Genomic DNA, 17,460 nt, shown 5'->3' on the forward strand with positions numbered 1-17,460 from the left:
AATGCCCTGATATTGTGGGCAAGCAGCAGTGGCAGCACGATTATATCGGGGGTGTGTCTTTCAGTAAGCCTCTGTGTCGTAGATGCGGGTGATGTCGCCGCCCCAGGCACCGTTATACAAGCCGAGCAGGCGATCGGCGTTGGTCAGGCCGCTGGCGACAATCTCGCGCAGCGGACCCAGAAAGCCTTGCTCGCTGTCGCCGGCATCATTCAACCGTGCCCGCGCCGCCAGACCGGCATCGGCGATTTTCAGCACTTCGCGCGCCAGATCCTGCAGCGTGCCGCCACTGGGGCTGGCTGCGCCCAGCGCCAGTGCCGGCACTTCGCGGCGCAGGCGGTCATGATCGGCTGGTGTCCAGTGCTTGACCAGATCCCAGGCGGCATCCAGCGCCGTCTGATCATAGAGCAGACCGACCCACAGCGCCGGCAGCGCGCAGATGCGATCCCAGCGTCCACCATCGGCGCCGCGCATTTCCAGATAGGACTTCATCCGCACTTCGGGGAAGGCGGTGGTCAGATGATCCTTCCAATCGGCGAGGCGCGGCACTTCGCCGGGCAGCACCGCCAGCTTGCCGGCCAGGAAATCGCGGAAACTGTGCCCGGCGGCATCGATGTAACGGCCGTCGCGGTAGACGAAGTACATCGGCACATCGAGCGCATAGTCGCAATAACGTTCATAGCTGAACCCGTCTTCGAACACGAAGGGCAGCACACCGGTGCGTGCCGGATCGGTGTCGGTCCAGATATGGCTGCGAAACGATTTGAAGCCGTTGGGCGCATTCTCGGTGAACGGTGAATTGGCGAACAGGGCCGTGGCCAGCGGTTGCAGGGCAAGGCTGACGCGGAATTTCTTCACCATGTCGGCTTCGGAGCCATAATCCAGATTGGTCTGGATGGTGCAGGTGCGCATCATCATGTCGAGGCCCAGATTGCCGACCCGCGGCATGTGGCGCAGCATGATCGCATAGCGCCCCTTGGGCATCACCGGCAGATCGGCACGCGCCTTGTCTGGCCAGAAGCCGAGCCCGAGGAAACCCAGTCCGAGTTCATCGCCGATTTCGCGACATTGGCGCAGGTGGCGATTGGATTCGGCGCAGGTGCCGTGCAGATCGACCAGTTGCCCGCCCGACAATTCGAACTGACCGGCCGGTTCCAGGCTGATGTTGCCGTCTGCACCCTTCAGCGCGATGACATTCTCGCCTTCATAAATTGGTTCCCAGCCGAACCGCGTCATCCCCATCAGCAGATCACGGATGCCCCCAGGTTCGTCATAGGTCGGCGCGCCATGATCAGCCTTGCGGAACACGAATTTTTCATGCTCGGTACCGATCCGCCATGCAGCCTTCGGCTTCGCGCCGCCTTCGAACACCGCCATCAACTGGTCAAAGCGTTCGATCGGTGCTTCATCGCCCGTGGAAGTGACCTGGTTGCTCATGCGCCGCGCCTTAGCCGGGTTGCCGGCAACAGGCAATGAAGCCTGCCGATTGCCGAAATATGACGGCCATGGCGCAGAGATTGCCGCACGGGCCCTCTTGTGATTCGACACCGCGAGCCCTTATTGCACTGCATGCGTCTCATTCCCCTGCTGCTGTTATTCGCCCTGGCCGGATGCCGCTTTGACGAAAGCCGTCCGGCGCCCGTGGCCGATCCTGACGCCTGGGGCCGGGTGGACGCCGATCCTGCCCCGGCAACCCCCGATCCAGCGGCGGTTGCCCCTGGCCCGGCCCCCACCCCCGGCCGCGCCTGACAAACCCACCGGGTTGCAGGCCAGCCATAGTCTGTCATGCTGCGGCTTTCCCATGGGAGGGGCGCAACATGCATGATCTGGTCATTCGCGGCGGCACCATCGTCGATGGCAGCGGCAACCCGCGATTTGTGGGCGATATCGCCGTGGATGGCGGGCGGATCACCGCCGTCGGCCACATCAGCGTGCCGGGCCGCGAAGAGATCGACGCGGCCGGTCTGATGGTGACGCCGGGCTTTGTCGATATCCACACCCATTATGATGGCCAGGCGACCTGGGATGCCGAAATGGCGCCGTCATCATGGCACGGTGTGACGACGGTGGTGATGGGCAATTGCGGCGTCGGCTTTGCCCCGGCCGCGCCGGATCGCCATCAATGGCTGATCGGCCTGATGGAAGGCGTGGAGGATATCCCCGGCACGGCGCTGGCCGAAGGCCTGACCTGGGATTGGGAGACCTTCCCCGAATATCTCGACGCGCTGGAAAAGAAGGCGCGCACCATCGATGTGGCGACGCATGTGCCGCACGGCGCGGTGCGCGCCTATGTGATGGGCGAACGCGGCGCCCGCAACGAAAAGCCAACCGAAGATGACATCGCTGCCATGGCGGCCATCGTGGCCGACGGCGTGCGGGCCGGCGCGCTGGGTTTTTCTACCAGCCGCACCATCCTGCACAAGAGCATCGATGGCGAGCTGGTGCCGGGCACCACGGCTGAGAAGGACGAATTGATCGCCATCGGCCGCGCCATGGGCGAGGTGGGCCATGGCGTGTTCGAGATGGCCAGCGATCTGAAGCGCGAATGGGATGAATTCGGCTGGATGGCGCAAATGAGCCGCGAAACCGGGCTGCCGGTCACCTTCGCCATGCTGCAGAGCATCGCCAAGGAACTGCCCTGGGAAGAACAGATGGCCGAAACGGCCCGCGCCAATGCGGACGGCGCCAATATCGTCGCCCAGATCGCACTGCGCGGCAATGGCATCCTGATGGCCTGGCGCGGCACCGTGCACCCGTTCAAGTTCAAGCCGAGCTGGGCCGCGATCGATGCGGCCCCGTGGGACGAACAATGGGCCTGCATCTCCAACCCCGAATGGAAGGCCAAGCTGCTCGCTGAGCCGGATGTCTATCCGGAATCCGATGTGCAGATGCTGCTGATGGCGGTCGCGCAAGGCTTTGGCCTGCATTATGAAATGGGTGACGGCTTCGATTATGAGCCGACCCAAGCGGAAACCGTCGCCGCCCGCGCCGCCGCGGCCGGCAAGCCGCCGGCGGAATATGCCTATGATCTGCTCACCGCCAATGGCGGCACCGGCTTCATCTATTTCCCGATCCTGAACTACGCCGATGGCAATCTCGATTTTGTCGAAGGCCTGCTGGATCGCGACGATGTGGTGATTTCGCTTTCGGACGGCGGCGCGCACTGCGGCACCATCTGCGATGCCGCCTCGCCGACGTTCCTGCTGCAACATTGGGTGCGCGATCGCAAACGCGGCACGGTGACGATCGAGAACGCCGTCCGCCGCCAATGCCATGACACGGCCCGGCTTTATGGCCTCAATGATCGCGGGCTGATTGCGCCGGGCTATCTGGCCGATCTCAACATCATCGACATGGACCGGCTGAAACTGGGCAAGCCGTGGCTGGCCTTCGATCTGCCGGCCGGCGGCAAGCGCCTGCTGCAGAAGGCCGACGGCTATGTCGCCACCATCAAGTGCGGCCAGGTGACCTTCCGCGACGGCACCATGACCGGTGCCCTGCCCGGCGGCCTGATCCGCGGCCCGCAGGCCGTGCCGGCGGCGGCAGCACTGGCGGCGGAGTGACCATGATCCGCACGCTCCTTGCAGCAACGCTGCTCGCCAGCGCTGCAACTGCGCAGCCGGCACCGCCTGCCGTGTTCAGCGAGGCGCGCCCCCTGCCCGGCCTGTCGGCACCCGGTGAGATCATCATCGATCGTGCCGGCATCCCGCACATCTATGCCGCCAATGCCCGCGATGGCTTTTTCCTGCAGGGCTATGCCGTGGCGCGTGACCGGCTGTGGCAGATCGATCTGTGGCGCAAGCGCGGGCTGGGGCAACTCTCGGCCAGCTTCGGCCCGGCCTTTGTTGCGCAGGATCGCGCCGCGCGGCTGCTGCTGTATCGCGGCGACATGGCGGCGGAATGGGCGGCCTATCCGGCCGACGCAAAGGCCTGGACGGAACGCTTCGCGGCCGGGATCAATGCCTTCGTGGCCGATGTGGCCGCCGGCCGCCAGAAACTGCCGATCGAATTTGCCGCCACCGGCAGCCGGCCCGACCGCTGGAGCGCCGATGATATCGTGCGCATCCGGTCCAACGCGCTGGCCAGCAATGTACCGGCCGAAGTGCTGCGCGCCCGTGCGCTGTGCGGCGGCGATCTCAAGCTGGAACCGCTGCGCCGCGAACTGGCGCCGGCGCGCGCGGTGACAATCCCCAAGGGCCTCGATCCGTGCAGCATCCCCGATGATGTGCTGGACAATTACATGGCCGGCACCAGCGATGTGCGCTTCGATGGCAAGCAGATGCAGGTGGCCAGCCGCACCGACCCGGAAACGCTGGAAGGATCGAACAACTGGGTGATCGCGCCGGCGCGCAGCGCCACCGGCCGGCCTATTTTGGCCAATGATCCGCACCGCGCCCACGCCGTGCCCAATCTGCGTTACCTGTCCCACATCGACACGCCGGAGCTGAAGATCGCCGGATCGGGCGAGCCGGCGCTGCCTGGCGTCAGCTTTGGCCACAACGAAGATGTCGCCTGGGCGCTGACCATCTTTGGCATCGATCAGCAGGATCTGGTGGTGAACCCGAAGGGCACGAAGCTGACCGAAGTGCGCGAGACCATCGCGGTGAAGGGCGAAGCCCCGCGCGACGTGGTGCTGAAGTTCAGCGCCGACGGCCCGATCATCCACGAAGACGCCGCATCGGGCCGCAGCTTCGCGTTGCGGGCGACGTGGAGCAAGCCGGGCGCATCGGCCTATTTCAACGCCACCTGGGCGTTTGCCGCCAAGACCTGGGACGAATTCCTCATCGCGCGCAACCATTGGGGCGCGCCGCCGCTCAACCTGCTGTTCGCCAGCCGCGCCGGCGATATCGGCTGGGCGCCGGGCGGCTTCGTGCCGGTGCGTGCGGCGGGCGACGGCCTGCTGCCGGTGCCAGCCGGCAAGGCCTTTGGCTGGACCGGCCTGCTCGATGCAAAGCTGATGCCGGTGGTGTACAATCCGGCGCAGGGCTGGTTTGCCACCGCCAACGAATATAACGTGCCGGCCGGCTATCCCCACCTGCTCGGCCTGGAATGGGGTGATCGCAGCCGCATCACCCGCATCAACGAAGTGATTGCCAGCAAACCCAAATTCTCAATGGTCGATGCGATGGCGCTGCAGAATGACGCCACGTCGGCGATGGCACAGCGGGCCGTGAGGTTGCTCGCCGGCCTGACCGGGCGCAGCGAGGCCGAACGCGTCGCGCTGGCATTGCTGCAAGGCTGGGATGGCCACGAAGGACCGGATTCGGCACCGGCCGCACTGTATGAAATCTGGGCCGCGCGCCACCTGCCCGGCGCCGCAGTGAAAGCCATCGTGCCGGAAGCGGCGCAGCGCAATTTCGGCCGCACCGCGATCGGCAATATCCTGCCCGTGCTGGAACAAGCCACGCTGCTGGGCAGCGATGCCGGGGCGATGCGCGCGGCGATCCTGCTGGGTTCGCTGGGCAGCGCCTTTGCCGAAGCGTCGAAACTGCTTGGCCCCGATCCGGCGAAATGGCGCTGGGGCGCGCTGCATGTCGCGGATTTTCAGCCAGCGCTGCCCATCGCCGGCCGCGATGTCGAACGCCGCGTTGGCCCGCTGCCGATCGGCGGCAGCGGCTCCACGCCGATGGCGATGAGTTCGGCTGCCGATTTCCATGTCACGGCCGGCGCGTCGGTGCGGGTGGTGATGGATGTCGGCGCCTGGGACAACAGTGTCGCCATCAATACGCCTGGGCAATCCGGCGACCCGGCCAGCCCGCATTATCGCGATCTGTTCCCGCGCTGGGCCAGCGGCAACTATGTGCCGTTCGTCTGGAGCCGGGACCGCGTGTTGCAGGAGGCCGAGCGCATCATTCGGGTGACGCCTAACTGACCATTCCCACCGGCACGAACCGCTCCGCCTGCCATTCGCCGCTGGCCAGCACGGCCTGCAAGGCGGCGAGCGCCAGGCCGATATCGGCAAAGCGCGTGGTGAGCGCGGGAAAGCCGAAGCGCATGGCATCGGGCGGGCGGCAATCGCCGATCACCCCGCGCGCGACCAGCGCGTTCATCACACGGCGCGCTGACATGTGGCGGATGATGCATTGCGCGCCGTGGCGCCCCTGGGGCAGCGGATCGACGCTGATGCCCGTGATCTCCGCCGCGCCGGCAGCGAACAACTGCACTTGGCGGCGGCTCTTCGCTTCAGCCACCGCCATGTCGATGCCGTCGAACGTGGCCACGCCGGCCTCCAGCGCGCGCATCGCCAGGATCGGCGGCGTGCCGGTGAGCAGGCGGCGCGCACCCGGTGCCGGTGCATAATCGGCGGCAAAATCGAACGGCGCTGCATGGCCCATCCAGCCGGTGAGCGCCGGTTCGCAATCCCGCCAATGCCGGCGCGCGACATAGGCGAAGGCCGGCGCGCCGGGGCCGCCGTTCAGATATTTGTAGCCGCAGCCAACTGCGAAATCGGCCCCATCGCGATCCAGTTGCACATTCAGCGCCCCGGCGCTGTGCGACAGATCCCACAGGGTGAGCGCGCCGGCCGCGTGCGCCGCCGCGCTCATCGCCGCCATGTCGTGCACCTGGCCGGTCACATAATGGGCGTGGGTGAGCAGCAGCAGCGCGACATCATCCTGCAGCGCGCCGGGCAATTCCCCTCGCGCTACCCGTTTCAGCGTGACGCCCGCCAGTCGCGCCAAGCCCTGCATCACATAGGCATCGGTGGGGAAATCCTGGGCTTCCATCAATATGGTGCGCCGCCCGGGCCGCAGCGCCAGCGCGGCGCTGGCCAGCTTGAACAGGTTGATGCTCACGCTGTCGCAGGCGACCACGCTCTCGGCTTCGGCACCGATGATCGGCGCGATCATGGCGCCCAGCGCCACCGGCAGATCGATCCAGCCGGCATCGTTCCAGCTGCGGATCAGCCCCTGCCCCCATTCTTCAGCGACCGTCTTTGCCAGCAGCGCCGGCGTGTCAGCGGGCAACGGCCCCAGCGAATTGCCATCGAGATAGACCAGCCCATCGGGCACAAGAAATCGAGCGCGGGCGTGCGCAAGCGGATCGGCCGCGTCCAGCGCGGCGAGGTGGGGATCGGGCAGCATCGTGCGCCCTTGCGCCACAGCCGACGCTTCATTACAAGCGTATCTGTCCAGCCGTCCCGCAAGGGGCGGCTGTTTGCTTTTCATTTTAAGGAGCTCAGCCCATGGCCGCGCCCAGCGTTCCCTTGATGCCCCACGCCACCGCCGCCTGGCTGGTGGACAACAGCGCCCTCACCTTCTCGCAGATTGCCGAATATTGCGGGCTGCACATTCTGGAAGTGCAGGCCATCGCCGATGACACCGCCGCCACCAAGCTGAAGGGCCGCGATCCGATTCGCGCCGGCGAACTCACCCGCGAGGAATTGACCGCCGGTGAAGCCGATGCCGATCATGTGGTGAAAATGGCGCGGCTGCCCGAACAGGCCCGGCGCACCAGCGGCCCGCGCTACACGCCGGTATCGAAGCGCCAGGACAAGCCCGATGGCATCTTGTGGATCATCAAGAATCACCCGGAAATCAGCGATGCGCAGATTTCCAAGCTGATCGGCACCACCAAGAACACGATTTCCGACATTCGCACCAAGTCGCACTGGAACTATGCCAATCTGCAGGCGCGCGATCCGGTGACGCTCGGTCTGACCAGCCAGCGCGAGATGGACTCGCTGGTCGCCGCCGCCGCCAAGAAGGCCGGCATCGACATGAGCGTCGATCCGGAAAAGGCCGCTGCCGACCGTGCCGCGCTGATCAACCAGTTGCAGGCCGAACGCTATGCCGCGGCCAACGCGCCGGAAACCCCGGTGTCGAACACGCCCGGCACCGCGCTGGAACAGGGCGAGGCGCTGTTCCGCCGCTGATCTTGTCATCATCCTGCAACAGGCGTGCGCTCTTGATCACTGTCTGTTTGCAGGGATGAGGGTATGATGACCGAATTTGATCGACGCGCGTTGCTGGCCGGTTTGGCCGGCACCGCCCTGTTGCCCGGCATGGCGCGCGCGGGCGCCTTCCCGACGCTGGCGGGCAGGCTCGACGTGCCAGTCGCACCCACGCTCGATCCCGAACGCCGGCTGACCCGCATCGGTGTCGGCTCCTGCTTCAATCAGAACCGCGAGGGCGCGCTGCTGGAAACCGCACTGCACACGCAGCCTGATCTGTTCCTGTTCATGGGCGACAATGTCTATGGCGACACGCGCGGCCCCAATCTCGATGAGCTGATCGGCGCCTATGCCGCCGCCCTGGCCCGCCCGGATTATCGCCGTTTCCGCAGTGCCATGCCGATGGCGGCGGTGTGGGATGATCATGATTTCGGCCTGAACGATGCCGGCGCCACCTATGCCTGGAAAGACGCGACGCGGCCGTTGTTCTTCGATTTCTGGAACGTGCCGGCCGATTCGCCGCGCCGCCGCACCGGCGGGATTTACGACAGCTTCATCACCGGGCCGAAGGGCGCGCGCGTGCAGGTGATCCTGCTCGATACCCGCAGCTTCCGCAGCGACTGGACGAAAAGCCCGCAGCGCGGGGCACCGGGCCAGGAAGTCTATGTCGCCAATCCCGATCCGGCGCTGACCGTGCTGGGCGAAACGCAATGGCAATGGCTGGAGGCACAATTGGCGCAGCCGGCCGATGTGCGCCTTGTCGTGACCTCCTATCAACTGCTCGCCGATGGCCACGGCTATGAATGCTGGCGCCTGTTCCCGCACGAGCGCGCGCGTTTTCATGCCATGGTAACGCGCACCCGCGCCAATGGCATAGTGCTGCTGTCCGGCGATCGTCACCGCGCCGGCCTCTATCGCGAAACCGTCGGCACCGCCTATCCGATGATCGAGATGACGGCATCGGCCTTCAACATGGGCAGCAGCGGCGAGCACCGCGAAGAGGCCGGGCCGAATCGGCTGGGGCCGAGTTTTTCGGCCAACAATGTCGGGCTGGTCACGCTGGATTGGGCCCGCGGGATGATCGGCCTGCGCATTCTGGACGCCGCCGATACGGTGGTCTTGTCCCACGATGTCGCGCTGGCAGCGCTGAAGGCCTGATCAGCCGCTGTCTCCGCTGAACGGCAGGTTGAGCTCGCGCGGCGGTTCGCGGTCGAGCAGGCCGGCGGCTTTCAGATCGGCAATGCCGGGCAGGTCGCGGCGGCTGCCGAGATTGAAATGCGCCAGGAATTCCGGCGTGGTGGCATATTGCAGCGGGCGACCAGGAGTTTCGCGGCGGCCGGCCGGACGCACCCAGCCTGCCGCCATCAACACGTCGATGGTGCCGCCCGACACCGCGACGCCGCGGATTTCCTCGATCTCCGGGCGCGTCACCGGTTCGTGATAGGCGATCACCGCCAGCGTCTCGACCGCAGCGCGCGACAGTTTCTTCACGGTTTCGCGGGTGGTGCGCAGATGATGCGCCAGATCGGGCGCGGTCTGGAATTGCCAGCGGCCGCCGCGTTCGACCAGATTAATGCCGCGCGGACCATAGGAGGCGGCCAGCGCCCGCAAGGCCGGCAACAGATCGCCGCGTTCCCCGATATGGCGGGTGATGTCGGACAGGCTGAGCGGTGCATCGCTGGCGAACAGGATCGCCTCCAGCGCGCGCGCCAGTTCCGGATCCTGCCCGTCATCCATCGCGGCGCGCCTTCATTAGGATCGGCGCAAAGGCTGCGCCCTGCGACAACTGCACCTTGCCCTGCCGCGTCAATTCCAGCGCCGCAACAAAACTGGAAGCCAGCACCGATCGCGCATAGGATTCGTCGACGAGATCGACCGGTAGGAACCGCGCCAGCTCGGTCCAGTCGATGCTGCGGCCCAGCAGATGCTCGAGCCGTTCAATGGCTTCATCAAGCGCCATCACCGGCCGGCGGCGGACGATGTGGACACTGCGGGTGCGCCGCGCCGTGATGGCACCATAGGCCGACAGAAGTTCATAATAATCGCAATCATAAACCGCGCGGCGATCCTGGGCGAGGCCTTCGGGATTGGGCCGGCGGAACATGTCCCAGCCCAGTTGCGGGCGGGCCAGCAAATTCTGGCCGGCGCCGCGCATGGCTTCCAGCCGTTGCAACTGGAATTGCAGCTTCAGCGCAAGTTCGGCCGGATCGGGATCGGCGTCCGCCGCCTTGGGGAGCAACAGCGCGGATTTCAGATAGGCCAGCCAGGCCGCCATCACCAGATAATCGGCGGCCAGTTCCAGGCTGAGCGCCTTGGCATCGCGGATGAACGCCAGATATTGATCGACCAGCGCCAGGATGGAGATCTGCGCCAGATCGACCTTTTGCGCGCGCGCCAGGCCGAGCAGCAGATCGAGCGGGCCTTCCCAACTGCCCAATTGCAGCACCAGCGTATCGCGTGTCGACAGCGCCCGCACGGGTGCGTCGAAATCCGCCGCCGCTTCGGTCATCAGCCCAGCGCCAGCAACATGTCGCGCGCCTGTGCCCATTCGGCGGCAGGGGTGCCGTCCCCAGGCCCCATCCACGCCATGGCCGCAGCAAGCCGCGTGGCAGCGGCATCGCTCATCATCGGCGCGGCTTCGGTGATGGCGCGCATTTCATGGAAATCGCCCGAACAATGCAGGGCGATATCACAGCCGGCATCCAGGCAGGCCAGCGCCCGCGCGCCGAAATCCGCCAGCGCGTTGCTGCCCGGCGGGTGGCCGCCCGATTGCGGATTGCCGAGCGCGTGCATGCCCAGATCATCCGACATCAACAGGCCAGCAAAGCCGATATCCTGACGGATCAGATCGATGACGATGGGCGACAGCGTGGCACAGCGATCAGCATCGATCGCGGTGTAGGTGATGTGCGCCGTCATCGCCATCGGTGCGTCGGCCAGGCGGCGGAAGGGTTCGAAATCGCGCTCCAGTTCTTCCCGGCTGGCGCTGACCACCGGCAGTTCCAGATGGCTGTCGGCCAAAGCGCGGCCGTGGCCGGGGATATGCTTCACGACGCCGCAGATGCCGCCCAGCCGGAAGCCATCGAGCACGGCCCGGCCCAGCGCGGAAACCAGCATCGGTTCGGCACCGAAGCTGCGATCGCCGATGATATCGTGGGCGCCAACGTCGCGCACATCGAGCAAAGGCAGGCAATCGACGTTGATGCCCAGATCGCGCAGCAGCGCCGCCAGCGCCAGCGCGTTCAACCGGCACGCCTCGATCGCCGTGATCGGCGCGACATCATAGAGGTGCCCGAAGCGCTCGCCGGTGGGAAACTCCGGCCAATGCGGCGGACGCAACCGGGCGACGCGGCCGCCTTCCTGATCGATCAGGATCGGCACATCGCGGCCCGCCAGATCGCGCAAGCCGGCGGTGAGCGCCCGCACCTGATCGGGCGAATCGATGTTGCGCTTGAACAGGATATAGCCGGCCGGATCGGCCGCGCGGAACAGCGCACGCTCTTCATCGCCGAGCGTGAGGCCGGCGAGACCCAGAATGAGCGGCTGCATCAACCCTTCACCACTTCACATGCGCCCTTTGCCGCCAATATCGCCTGGCAGGCTGCGGCGGCGTCCCTGGTCTGGCCGCGCACCCGCCACAGCGTCTTTCCGGCCGCACTGGTCAGCTTCTCGACGCGCTTGCCGGTCAACTTGCCCTTGCCGCCAACGCGGGCCCATTCCTCTTCGGCCTTGGCCTCACTGGAAAAAGCGCCGATCTGCACCAGCGTGGTGCCGGAAGCGGGTTTCTGCAGCGCGGCGGCGATGCTGGCGAGCGGCTTGGCCGGTGGTTTGGCCGGAGGTTTGGCAGGCGCAGCCGTCGGCGCCGCGACTGGCTTGGGTGCAGGCTTGGCGGCGGGCGCCGCTGCGGCCGGCAGCATATCGGGTTTCTGTGCGGGGCGCTGCGCCGGCATCATCTGCACCGGCACCGGCTGCCCCGTGGGTGGTGGCGACGGCGTGACTGGCGTGCCATCGGGGGGCAGCAGATCACGCGGGCGGCCGATCGGCGCTTCCGGCACGGCGTTCAGATCGATCTGGCTTTGCAGATCCTCGCCGCGCACGGCTTCGTGAATGACTTCGCCATTGCCTTCCAGCTCCAGCCCCTCGCGATTTTCCGGCGGCACCTTGTAGGGACCGGCATCGGCCTCGATCAACGGCGCCTGCGCCGCCTCCATATAGCCCTGGCTGCTGCCACCATCCTTGCGGCCGAGCAGCATCAGCAGGCCGACAGCGGCAATCGCACCCAGCGCCAGCACGGCGATGGCGATGTTGAGCATCGGCCGGCGCCGCGCCGCACTGCCCGACGGGGCGAGTGGCGCGGCTTCGGCCAACCAGGGCGCATCCTCATCCCGTCCCGCCATCAGTGCAGTTCCTCCGCCGCGGCCACGCCGATCACGGCCAGGCCGTTCCTGATCACCTGGCCGACAGCGCGCGCCATGGCCAACCGCGCCGCGGTCAGGTCCGGCCGGTCGGCCAACACGAAGCGCCGGGCCGCATCATCGTTGCCGGCATTCCACTGGCTGTGGAAGGCGGCGGCCAGATCGCCGAGATAGAAAGCGATGCGGTGCGGTTCCCGCGCTTCGGCGGCCTGTTCGACGATGCGCGGGAAATTGGCCGCCATTTTCACCACGCCCAGCTCGTCGGCATCGAGCAGCGCCAGATCGGGTTCGGGCAGGGCGAGGCCAGCCTCCACCACCTTGCGGCCCAGCGAGGCGATGCGGGCATGGGCATATTGCACATAGAACACCGGGTTTTCCCGGCTCTGTTCCACCACATGCGCGAAATCGAAATCCATCGGCGATTCCGGCCGCTTGGTGAGCATCACGAAGCGCACGACATCCTTGCCGACCTCTTCGACCACTTCATCCAGCGTGACGAAATTGCCGGAGCGCTTCGACATTTTCACCGGCTCCCCGGCGCGCAGCAATTTCACCAGATTGACGATCTTGATGTCGAGCGGCACGCGGCCGTCCGACAGTGCCTTCACCGCCGCCGTGACGCGCTTCACATAGCCGGCGTGATCGGCGCCGAAGATGTTGACCAGCGCGTCGTAATCGCGAGCCAGCTTATCCCAGTGATAGGCGACGTCGCCGGCGAAATAGGTCCAGCTGCCGTTGGATTTCTGCATCGCCCGGTCCTGATCGTCGCCGAACTGCGTCGAGCGGAACAGGGTTTGCGGGCGCGGTTCCCAATCATCGCTGGTCTCGCCTTTCGGCTTTTCCAGTTCGCCCTGGTAAATCAGGCCCTTGGCGGTGAGCGTGTCGAGCGCCTCCTGCACACGGCCGCCAAGCCCGGCTTCGGAGAAATACACATCCTGCACGATGCCGAGCAGCGCCAGATCGGCGCGGATGCGCACCATCATCAAGGCAACGGTGCGGGTGCGGAACAGCACCAGCCAGTCACTTTCCGGCGCATCGCGGTAACGGTCCCCGAATTCGGTCGCCAGTGCCTGGCCCACCGGCACCAGATAATCGCCGGGATAGAGGCCTTCGGGAATGGTGATCGTTTCGCCGAGCGCCTCGCGATAGCGCAGGTGCGCCGAACGGGCGAGCGTATCGACCTGGCCGCCGGCATCGTTGATATAATATTCCTTGGTCACGTCCCAACCGGCGAAGGCCAGCAGGCCCGCGAGCGCATCACCGACCACCGCGCCGCGGCAATGGCCCATGTGCATCGGCCCGGTGGGATTGGCGGAGACATATTCGACATTGATGCGCTTGGCCTGGCCCACAGTGCTGCGGCCATAATCGCCACCGGCGCCGAGCATGGCGGACAGTTGATCATGCCAGACGCTGTCGGCCAGCTTGAGATTGATGAAACCGGGGCCGGCGACATCGGCGGCGATGATGCCGGGCTGGGTGCGCAGCACCGCGACCAACGCCTCGGCCAGCACGCGCGGGTTGGTGCCAGCCGGTTTGGCCAGCACCATGGCGGCATTGGTGGCCAGATCGCCGTGGGCAGCATCGCGCGGCGGCTCGACGGTCACATTGGCCAACGACAGCCCTTCGGGCAGCGTGCCGGCCGCAACCAGTTGGCCAAGCGCGGCGTGAATGAGGGCCGTGAAATGGGTGAAGAGATTCAAGGGCAGGTTCACGGCGATTGGCAACTTTTCGAGACAGTGATTGATGGCCCAATCCCTAACGCCAAGCCCCGCCCCCGTCCATCGTCTGGCGCACGCGCCCTGCCGCGATGCAGGGCTTGCCGAGCCGAGCCGCCCGCGCCACCCTTTGGGCATGGATCATCATGCAGCCATCACCGCCAGCCTCGAACTGGCCGCCACGCGCATCGGCGACCCGACGGCGGCGGTCTATGCCCGGCTGTTCGCCCTGCACCCGGCCATGGAGCGCGAATTCTGGCGCGATACGCACGGCAACATCCGCGGCGAGATGCTGAACCGCAGCTTTGAAGTGATCCTCGATCTCGCGGGCCCGCGTGGCTGGGGCGGCCAGTTCCTCGCCACCGAAATCCACACCCACAGCGCCTATGGCATTCCGCCTGCGGTGTTCGGCGATTTCCTCCCCATCGTGGCGGCGGTGATCCGCGATGGCTGCGGCGATGGATTTGCCCCGGCAATGGCCGAGGCGTGGGACATGGTGCTGGCCGAGGCAGCACGGCTGGCCGCTACGATCATCATCTGAACCTGCACAGGTTGCCGGCACTGCGCTGATGCGGTCACAAATGCTTGGAGCCCCCCCTCAGTCTGATCGATTTTTCGAACAATGAAATACGTAACAGTCTCGAATTGATCGGCCGCCCCGCAGGGTAATCATGTCCGCCTTCAATCAGGAGGAAAAGCGATGGGCAAGATCGTTTGGAAGGCCGCCACATCAATGCTGGGGGCATCGCTGCTGTTGACGGCACAGCCGGCAATGGCAGACGGCGGCGTGATCACCGCGTATGTCGCCCGGAAAACGGTGGCGTTCGTGGTCAATTTTCTCAGTTCCGCCTCCAGCAACGCCAACGCGGCAGCCGCAGCAACGGCGGTATCCGAAGTCGGCACCGATTATGATGACGACACGGATACCGGCTATTTCAAGGCAACGGCAAATGCGAGCGCCACGTCCGGCACTTTGGCCAGCACGTCGGTGACCGTCGTCGCGGACTATAATTTCTTCGAACCGAATGAACTGACCATCACGCCGGGCGCCAGCCAGATCATCAACCCCAATGGGTTGTCATGGGAATGGTATGCCAACGCCCGCATCAAGGGCATTTGGCAGATATTGGTGGAATCGCTGCCTTCCCCCTTCTCGATCCAGCCCTTGAGTTCGCCGGTCATGGGTGAGCTGGCGGTACCGATGTCATTCGCGTTCGATCTCAACCCGCATACGAGCTATCGATTCGATCTGGCACTGGAGTTCGATGGCGGCTCCACGATCGAACTGGCGCAAGGATCAGCCGGTGCAGGCGGCACATCGATCCTGTTTCCCTATCTGGAAGGCAGCAATCCCGCCCTCGCTTCGGCCCTGCGCGCCCAGTATATGGGGGCGGTGAGCGGGCAAAGCGGGCCGGTTGCGGTTACTTTGGGTCAGGGTTTGCTGCCGCCCAGTGATGATGGCGCGACAGGCCTGCCGGTGATGGTTCCAATCGGCGAACAGTTCCGCCTGAACAGCGGACTGGACGGGGATGGCGCCAACGCCGTGCCAGAACCGGCAAGCTGGATGCTGCTCATCGTTGGATTCGGCAGCGTGTGCCTGGCACTGCGCCGGCGGCGCCGGGCACTGCCAACGACCGCTTGCTGAGCGACGAGCCGGCTTACGCCGCCGCCAGCCCATCCTCCGGGATCGCATAGAACAGCGCAGCGCCGCGCATCGCGCTCGCCGACAGCGCCTGTACCTGCGGCAGCAATTGTTCGGCGAAGAAGCGCGCGGTGGTGCGTTTGGCGGCGGCGAAATTGGGGTCGGGGTGGGCGCGCGATGCCAGCGCCTGTTTCGCCAGCAACCAACCGCCCAGCGTCAGGCCCATCAGGCGCAGATAGGGCGTGGCGCCGGCCGCCACATCATCCGGGTTGTTGGCGCTGGCCAACCACAGCGAGGTGGTTTGCGCCGCATCCAGCGCATCCTGCAGCCAGGGGGTGATCAGCTTCAGTTCGGCATCTTCATCGAGATCGGACAATGTGGCGCGCACCTCGCCAAGCAGCGTCTTCCAGTGCGTGCCGCCGTCCTGATGGAGTTTGCGCCCGACCAGATCCATCGCCTGGATGCCGTTGGTGCCTTCATAGATCGGGGCGATACGGGCATCGCGGAGGAACTGCGCCGCACCGGTTTCCTCGACATAGCCCATGCCGCCGAACACCTGCACGCCCATGGAAGCGACCTCGACGCCGATGTCGGTCGCCCAGGCCTTGGAAATCGGGGTGAGCAGATCGGCGAGGCCCGCGCCATCGGCATCGCCGCTGTGGGCGCGATCAACTGCGGCGGCATTCAGATAGACCAAGGCGCGCGCCGCTTCGGTGAGCGCGCGCATGGTCATGATGGTGCGGCGCACGTCGGCATGTTCGATGATGCGCACCGCATCACGACCGCCGCCGAACTTCGCCGACTGCACCCGGCTGCGCGCATAATCCAGTGCGTGCTGCGTTGCGGCCTCGGCGATGGCGACGCCCTGCAAGCCGACCTGCACGCGGGCGTTGTTCATCATGGTGAACATGGCGCGCATGCCGCCACCTTCATTGCCGACCATCCAGCCAACACAATCATCATGGTCGCCAAAGCTCATCGTGCAGGTCGGCGAGGCGTGGATGCCGAGCTTGTGCTCCAGGCCGACGCACTTCAGATCGTTGCGGCGGCCATCGGGCAGGATTTTCGGCACCAGAAACAGGCTGATGCCCTTGGTGCCCGGCGGGCTGTCGGGCGTGCGGGCCAGCACGAGGTGGACGATATTCTCGGCGGCTTCATGCTCGCCCCAGGTGATGTAGATCTTGGTGCCCTTGATGCGCCAGCTGCCATCAGCCACCGGTTCGGCCCGCGATTTCAGCGCGCCGACATCGCTGCCGGCGCCGGGTTCGGTCAGATTCATCGTGCCGGTCCATTCGCCGCTCACCAGCTTCGACAGATAGGTGGCTTGCAGTTCGGGGCTGGCGTGCGCGGCCAGCGCCTCGATGGCGCCCTGCGACAGCATCATGCACAGCGCAAACGCCATGTTGGCCGATGTGATCTGTTCCTGCACGGCGACCGCAACCGCAAACGGCAGGCCCTGGCCGCCATGCGCTTCGGCCACGCCCAGCCCGGCCCAGCCGCTGTCGCGATACTGGGCATAGGCATCGACGAAGCCCGGCGGCAGCGTAACGACGCCATCCGCCAGCGTGGCGTGCGCCTTGTCCCCCACTTTATTGAGCGGCTCGAACACCTGCGCTGCCATCTTGCCGGATTCGCCCAGGATCGCCTCGACCAGATCGGGGGTGGCATTGGCATAGGCCGGCAGCGCGGCGAGGCCGGGCAGATCGGCGATCACATCCAGCACGAAACGCTGTTCGGTGGTGGGGGCGGTGTAGGGCATGCGTAACGGCCTTGGGTTGTTTGCCGGCCCGGTATAAA

At 65.9% G+C, this 17,460-nt stretch carries 15 protein-coding genes; 7 read left to right on the plus strand and 8 right to left on the minus strand.

Annotated features, from left to right (window positions below):
• Nucleotides 1-60: 60 nt before the first annotated feature.
• Complete coding sequence (locus ABWP22_RS12685; protein ID WP_353200344.1) at nt 61-1,434, minus strand: glutamate--cysteine ligase; 1,374 nt, start codon at nt 1,432-1,434, stop codon at nt 61-63.
• A gap of 132 nt (nt 1,435-1,566) precedes the next feature.
• Here ABWP22_RS12685 and ABWP22_RS12690 point away from each other — a divergent pair, with 132 nt between their 5' ends.
• The 3 genes from ABWP22_RS12690 to ABWP22_RS12700 all read left to right on the plus strand — a co-directional run bounded on the left by ABWP22_RS12690 (nt 1,567) and on the right by ABWP22_RS12700 (nt 5,869).
• On the plus strand, nt 1,567-1,746 hold the full coding sequence (locus ABWP22_RS12690; protein ID WP_353200345.1) for a hypothetical protein: 180 nt from the start codon (nt 1,567-1,569) through the stop codon (nt 1,744-1,746).
• Nucleotides 1,747-1,814: 68 nt separating this feature from the next.
• Entirely contained in the window at nt 1,815-3,560 is a 1,746-nt protein-coding gene (locus tag ABWP22_RS12695) for an N-acyl-D-amino-acid deacylase family protein (RefSeq protein WP_353200346.1), read from the plus strand.
• A gap of 2 nt (nt 3,561-3,562) precedes the next feature.
• The gene (locus ABWP22_RS12700; RefSeq protein ID WP_353200347.1) at nt 3,563-5,869 is read left to right on the plus strand and encodes a penicillin acylase family protein; all 2,307 of its coding nucleotides are present in this window, start codon (nt 3,563-3,565) and stop codon (nt 5,867-5,869) included.
• Here the strand turns inward: ABWP22_RS12700 and ABWP22_RS12705 are convergent.
• On the minus strand, nt 5,862-7,079 hold the full coding sequence (locus tag ABWP22_RS12705) for an aminotransferase class V-fold PLP-dependent enzyme (protein ID WP_353200348.1): 1,218 nt from the start codon (nt 7,077-7,079) through the stop codon (nt 5,862-5,864). The genes ABWP22_RS12700 and ABWP22_RS12705 overlap by 8 nt on opposite strands.
• Before the next feature lie 101 nt (nt 7,080-7,180).
• Here ABWP22_RS12705 and ABWP22_RS12710 point away from each other — a divergent pair, with 101 nt between their 5' ends.
• Both ABWP22_RS12710 and ABWP22_RS12715 read left to right on the plus strand, forming a co-directional pair.
• Nucleotides 7,181-7,870: a cell cycle transcriptional regulator TrcR gene (locus ABWP22_RS12710; RefSeq protein ID WP_353200349.1), complete on the plus strand. Its 690-nt coding sequence runs from the start codon at nt 7,181-7,183 to the stop codon at nt 7,868-7,870.
• 66 nt (nt 7,871-7,936) lie between these two features.
• On the plus strand, nt 7,937-9,046 hold the full coding sequence (locus tag ABWP22_RS12715; protein ID WP_353200350.1) for an alkaline phosphatase D family protein: 1,110 nt from the start codon (nt 7,937-7,939) through the stop codon (nt 9,044-9,046).
• On the opposite strand, the gene scpB is transcribed toward ABWP22_RS12715, so the two are convergent.
• From scpB to argS, 5 genes are read right to left on the minus strand one after another with little or no spacing between them, the layout of a single operon-like run.
• Nucleotides 9,047-9,625 carry an SMC-Scp complex subunit ScpB gene (scpB, locus tag ABWP22_RS12720; RefSeq protein ID WP_353200351.1) on the minus strand — a complete coding sequence of 193 codons (579 nt, stop codon included), beginning with the start codon at nt 9,623-9,625 and terminating at the stop codon, nt 9,047-9,049.
• Nucleotides 9,618-10,397: a segregation and condensation protein A gene (locus ABWP22_RS12725; RefSeq protein WP_353200352.1), complete on the minus strand. Its 780-nt coding sequence runs from the start codon at nt 10,395-10,397 to the stop codon at nt 9,618-9,620. The genes scpB and ABWP22_RS12725 overlap by 8 nt, the downstream gene beginning before the upstream one ends.
• On the minus strand, nt 10,397-11,437 hold the full coding sequence (gene nagZ / locus ABWP22_RS12730) for a beta-N-acetylhexosaminidase (protein WP_353200353.1): 1,041 nt from the start codon (nt 11,435-11,437) through the stop codon (nt 10,397-10,399). Before nagZ ends, ABWP22_RS12725 begins: the two co-directional genes overlap by 1 nt.
• A complete protein-coding gene (locus tag ABWP22_RS12735) occupies nt 11,437-12,285 on the minus strand; it encodes an SPOR domain-containing protein (RefSeq protein WP_353200354.1) in 849 nt (282 codons plus the stop codon). The genes nagZ and ABWP22_RS12735 overlap by 1 nt, the downstream gene beginning before the upstream one ends.
• Nucleotides 12,285-14,006 (minus strand): arginine--tRNA ligase, encoded by a 1,722-nt coding sequence (argS, locus tag ABWP22_RS12740; protein WP_353200397.1) that lies wholly within the window; start codon nt 14,004-14,006, stop codon nt 12,285-12,287. The genes ABWP22_RS12735 and argS overlap by 1 nt, the downstream gene beginning before the upstream one ends.
• Before the next feature lie 151 nt (nt 14,007-14,157).
• Here argS and ABWP22_RS12745 point away from each other — a divergent pair, with 151 nt between their 5' ends.
• Together ABWP22_RS12745 and ABWP22_RS12750 are read left to right on the plus strand one after the other, a co-directional pair.
• Nucleotides 14,158-14,562, plus strand: coding sequence for a globin (locus tag ABWP22_RS12745; RefSeq protein ID WP_353200355.1), 405 nt, complete (start codon nt 14,158-14,160; stop codon nt 14,560-14,562).
• Between the two features lie 159 nt (nt 14,563-14,721).
• Nucleotides 14,722-15,666 (plus strand): PEPxxWA-CTERM sorting domain-containing protein, encoded by a 945-nt coding sequence (locus ABWP22_RS12750; RefSeq protein WP_353200356.1) that lies wholly within the window; start codon nt 14,722-14,724, stop codon nt 15,664-15,666.
• Between the two features lie 13 nt (nt 15,667-15,679).
• Here ABWP22_RS12750 and ABWP22_RS12755 read toward each other — a convergent pair whose 3' ends face one another.
• Nucleotides 15,680-17,422, minus strand: coding sequence for an acyl-CoA dehydrogenase (locus ABWP22_RS12755; RefSeq protein ID WP_353200357.1), 1,743 nt, complete (start codon nt 17,420-17,422; stop codon nt 15,680-15,682).
• Nucleotides 17,423-17,460 lie beyond the last annotated feature (38 nt).

This window comes from Sandarakinorhabdus sp. (assembly GCF_040398665.1).
GTDB lineage: Bacteria > Pseudomonadota > Alphaproteobacteria > Sphingomonadales > Sphingomonadaceae > Sandarakinorhabdus.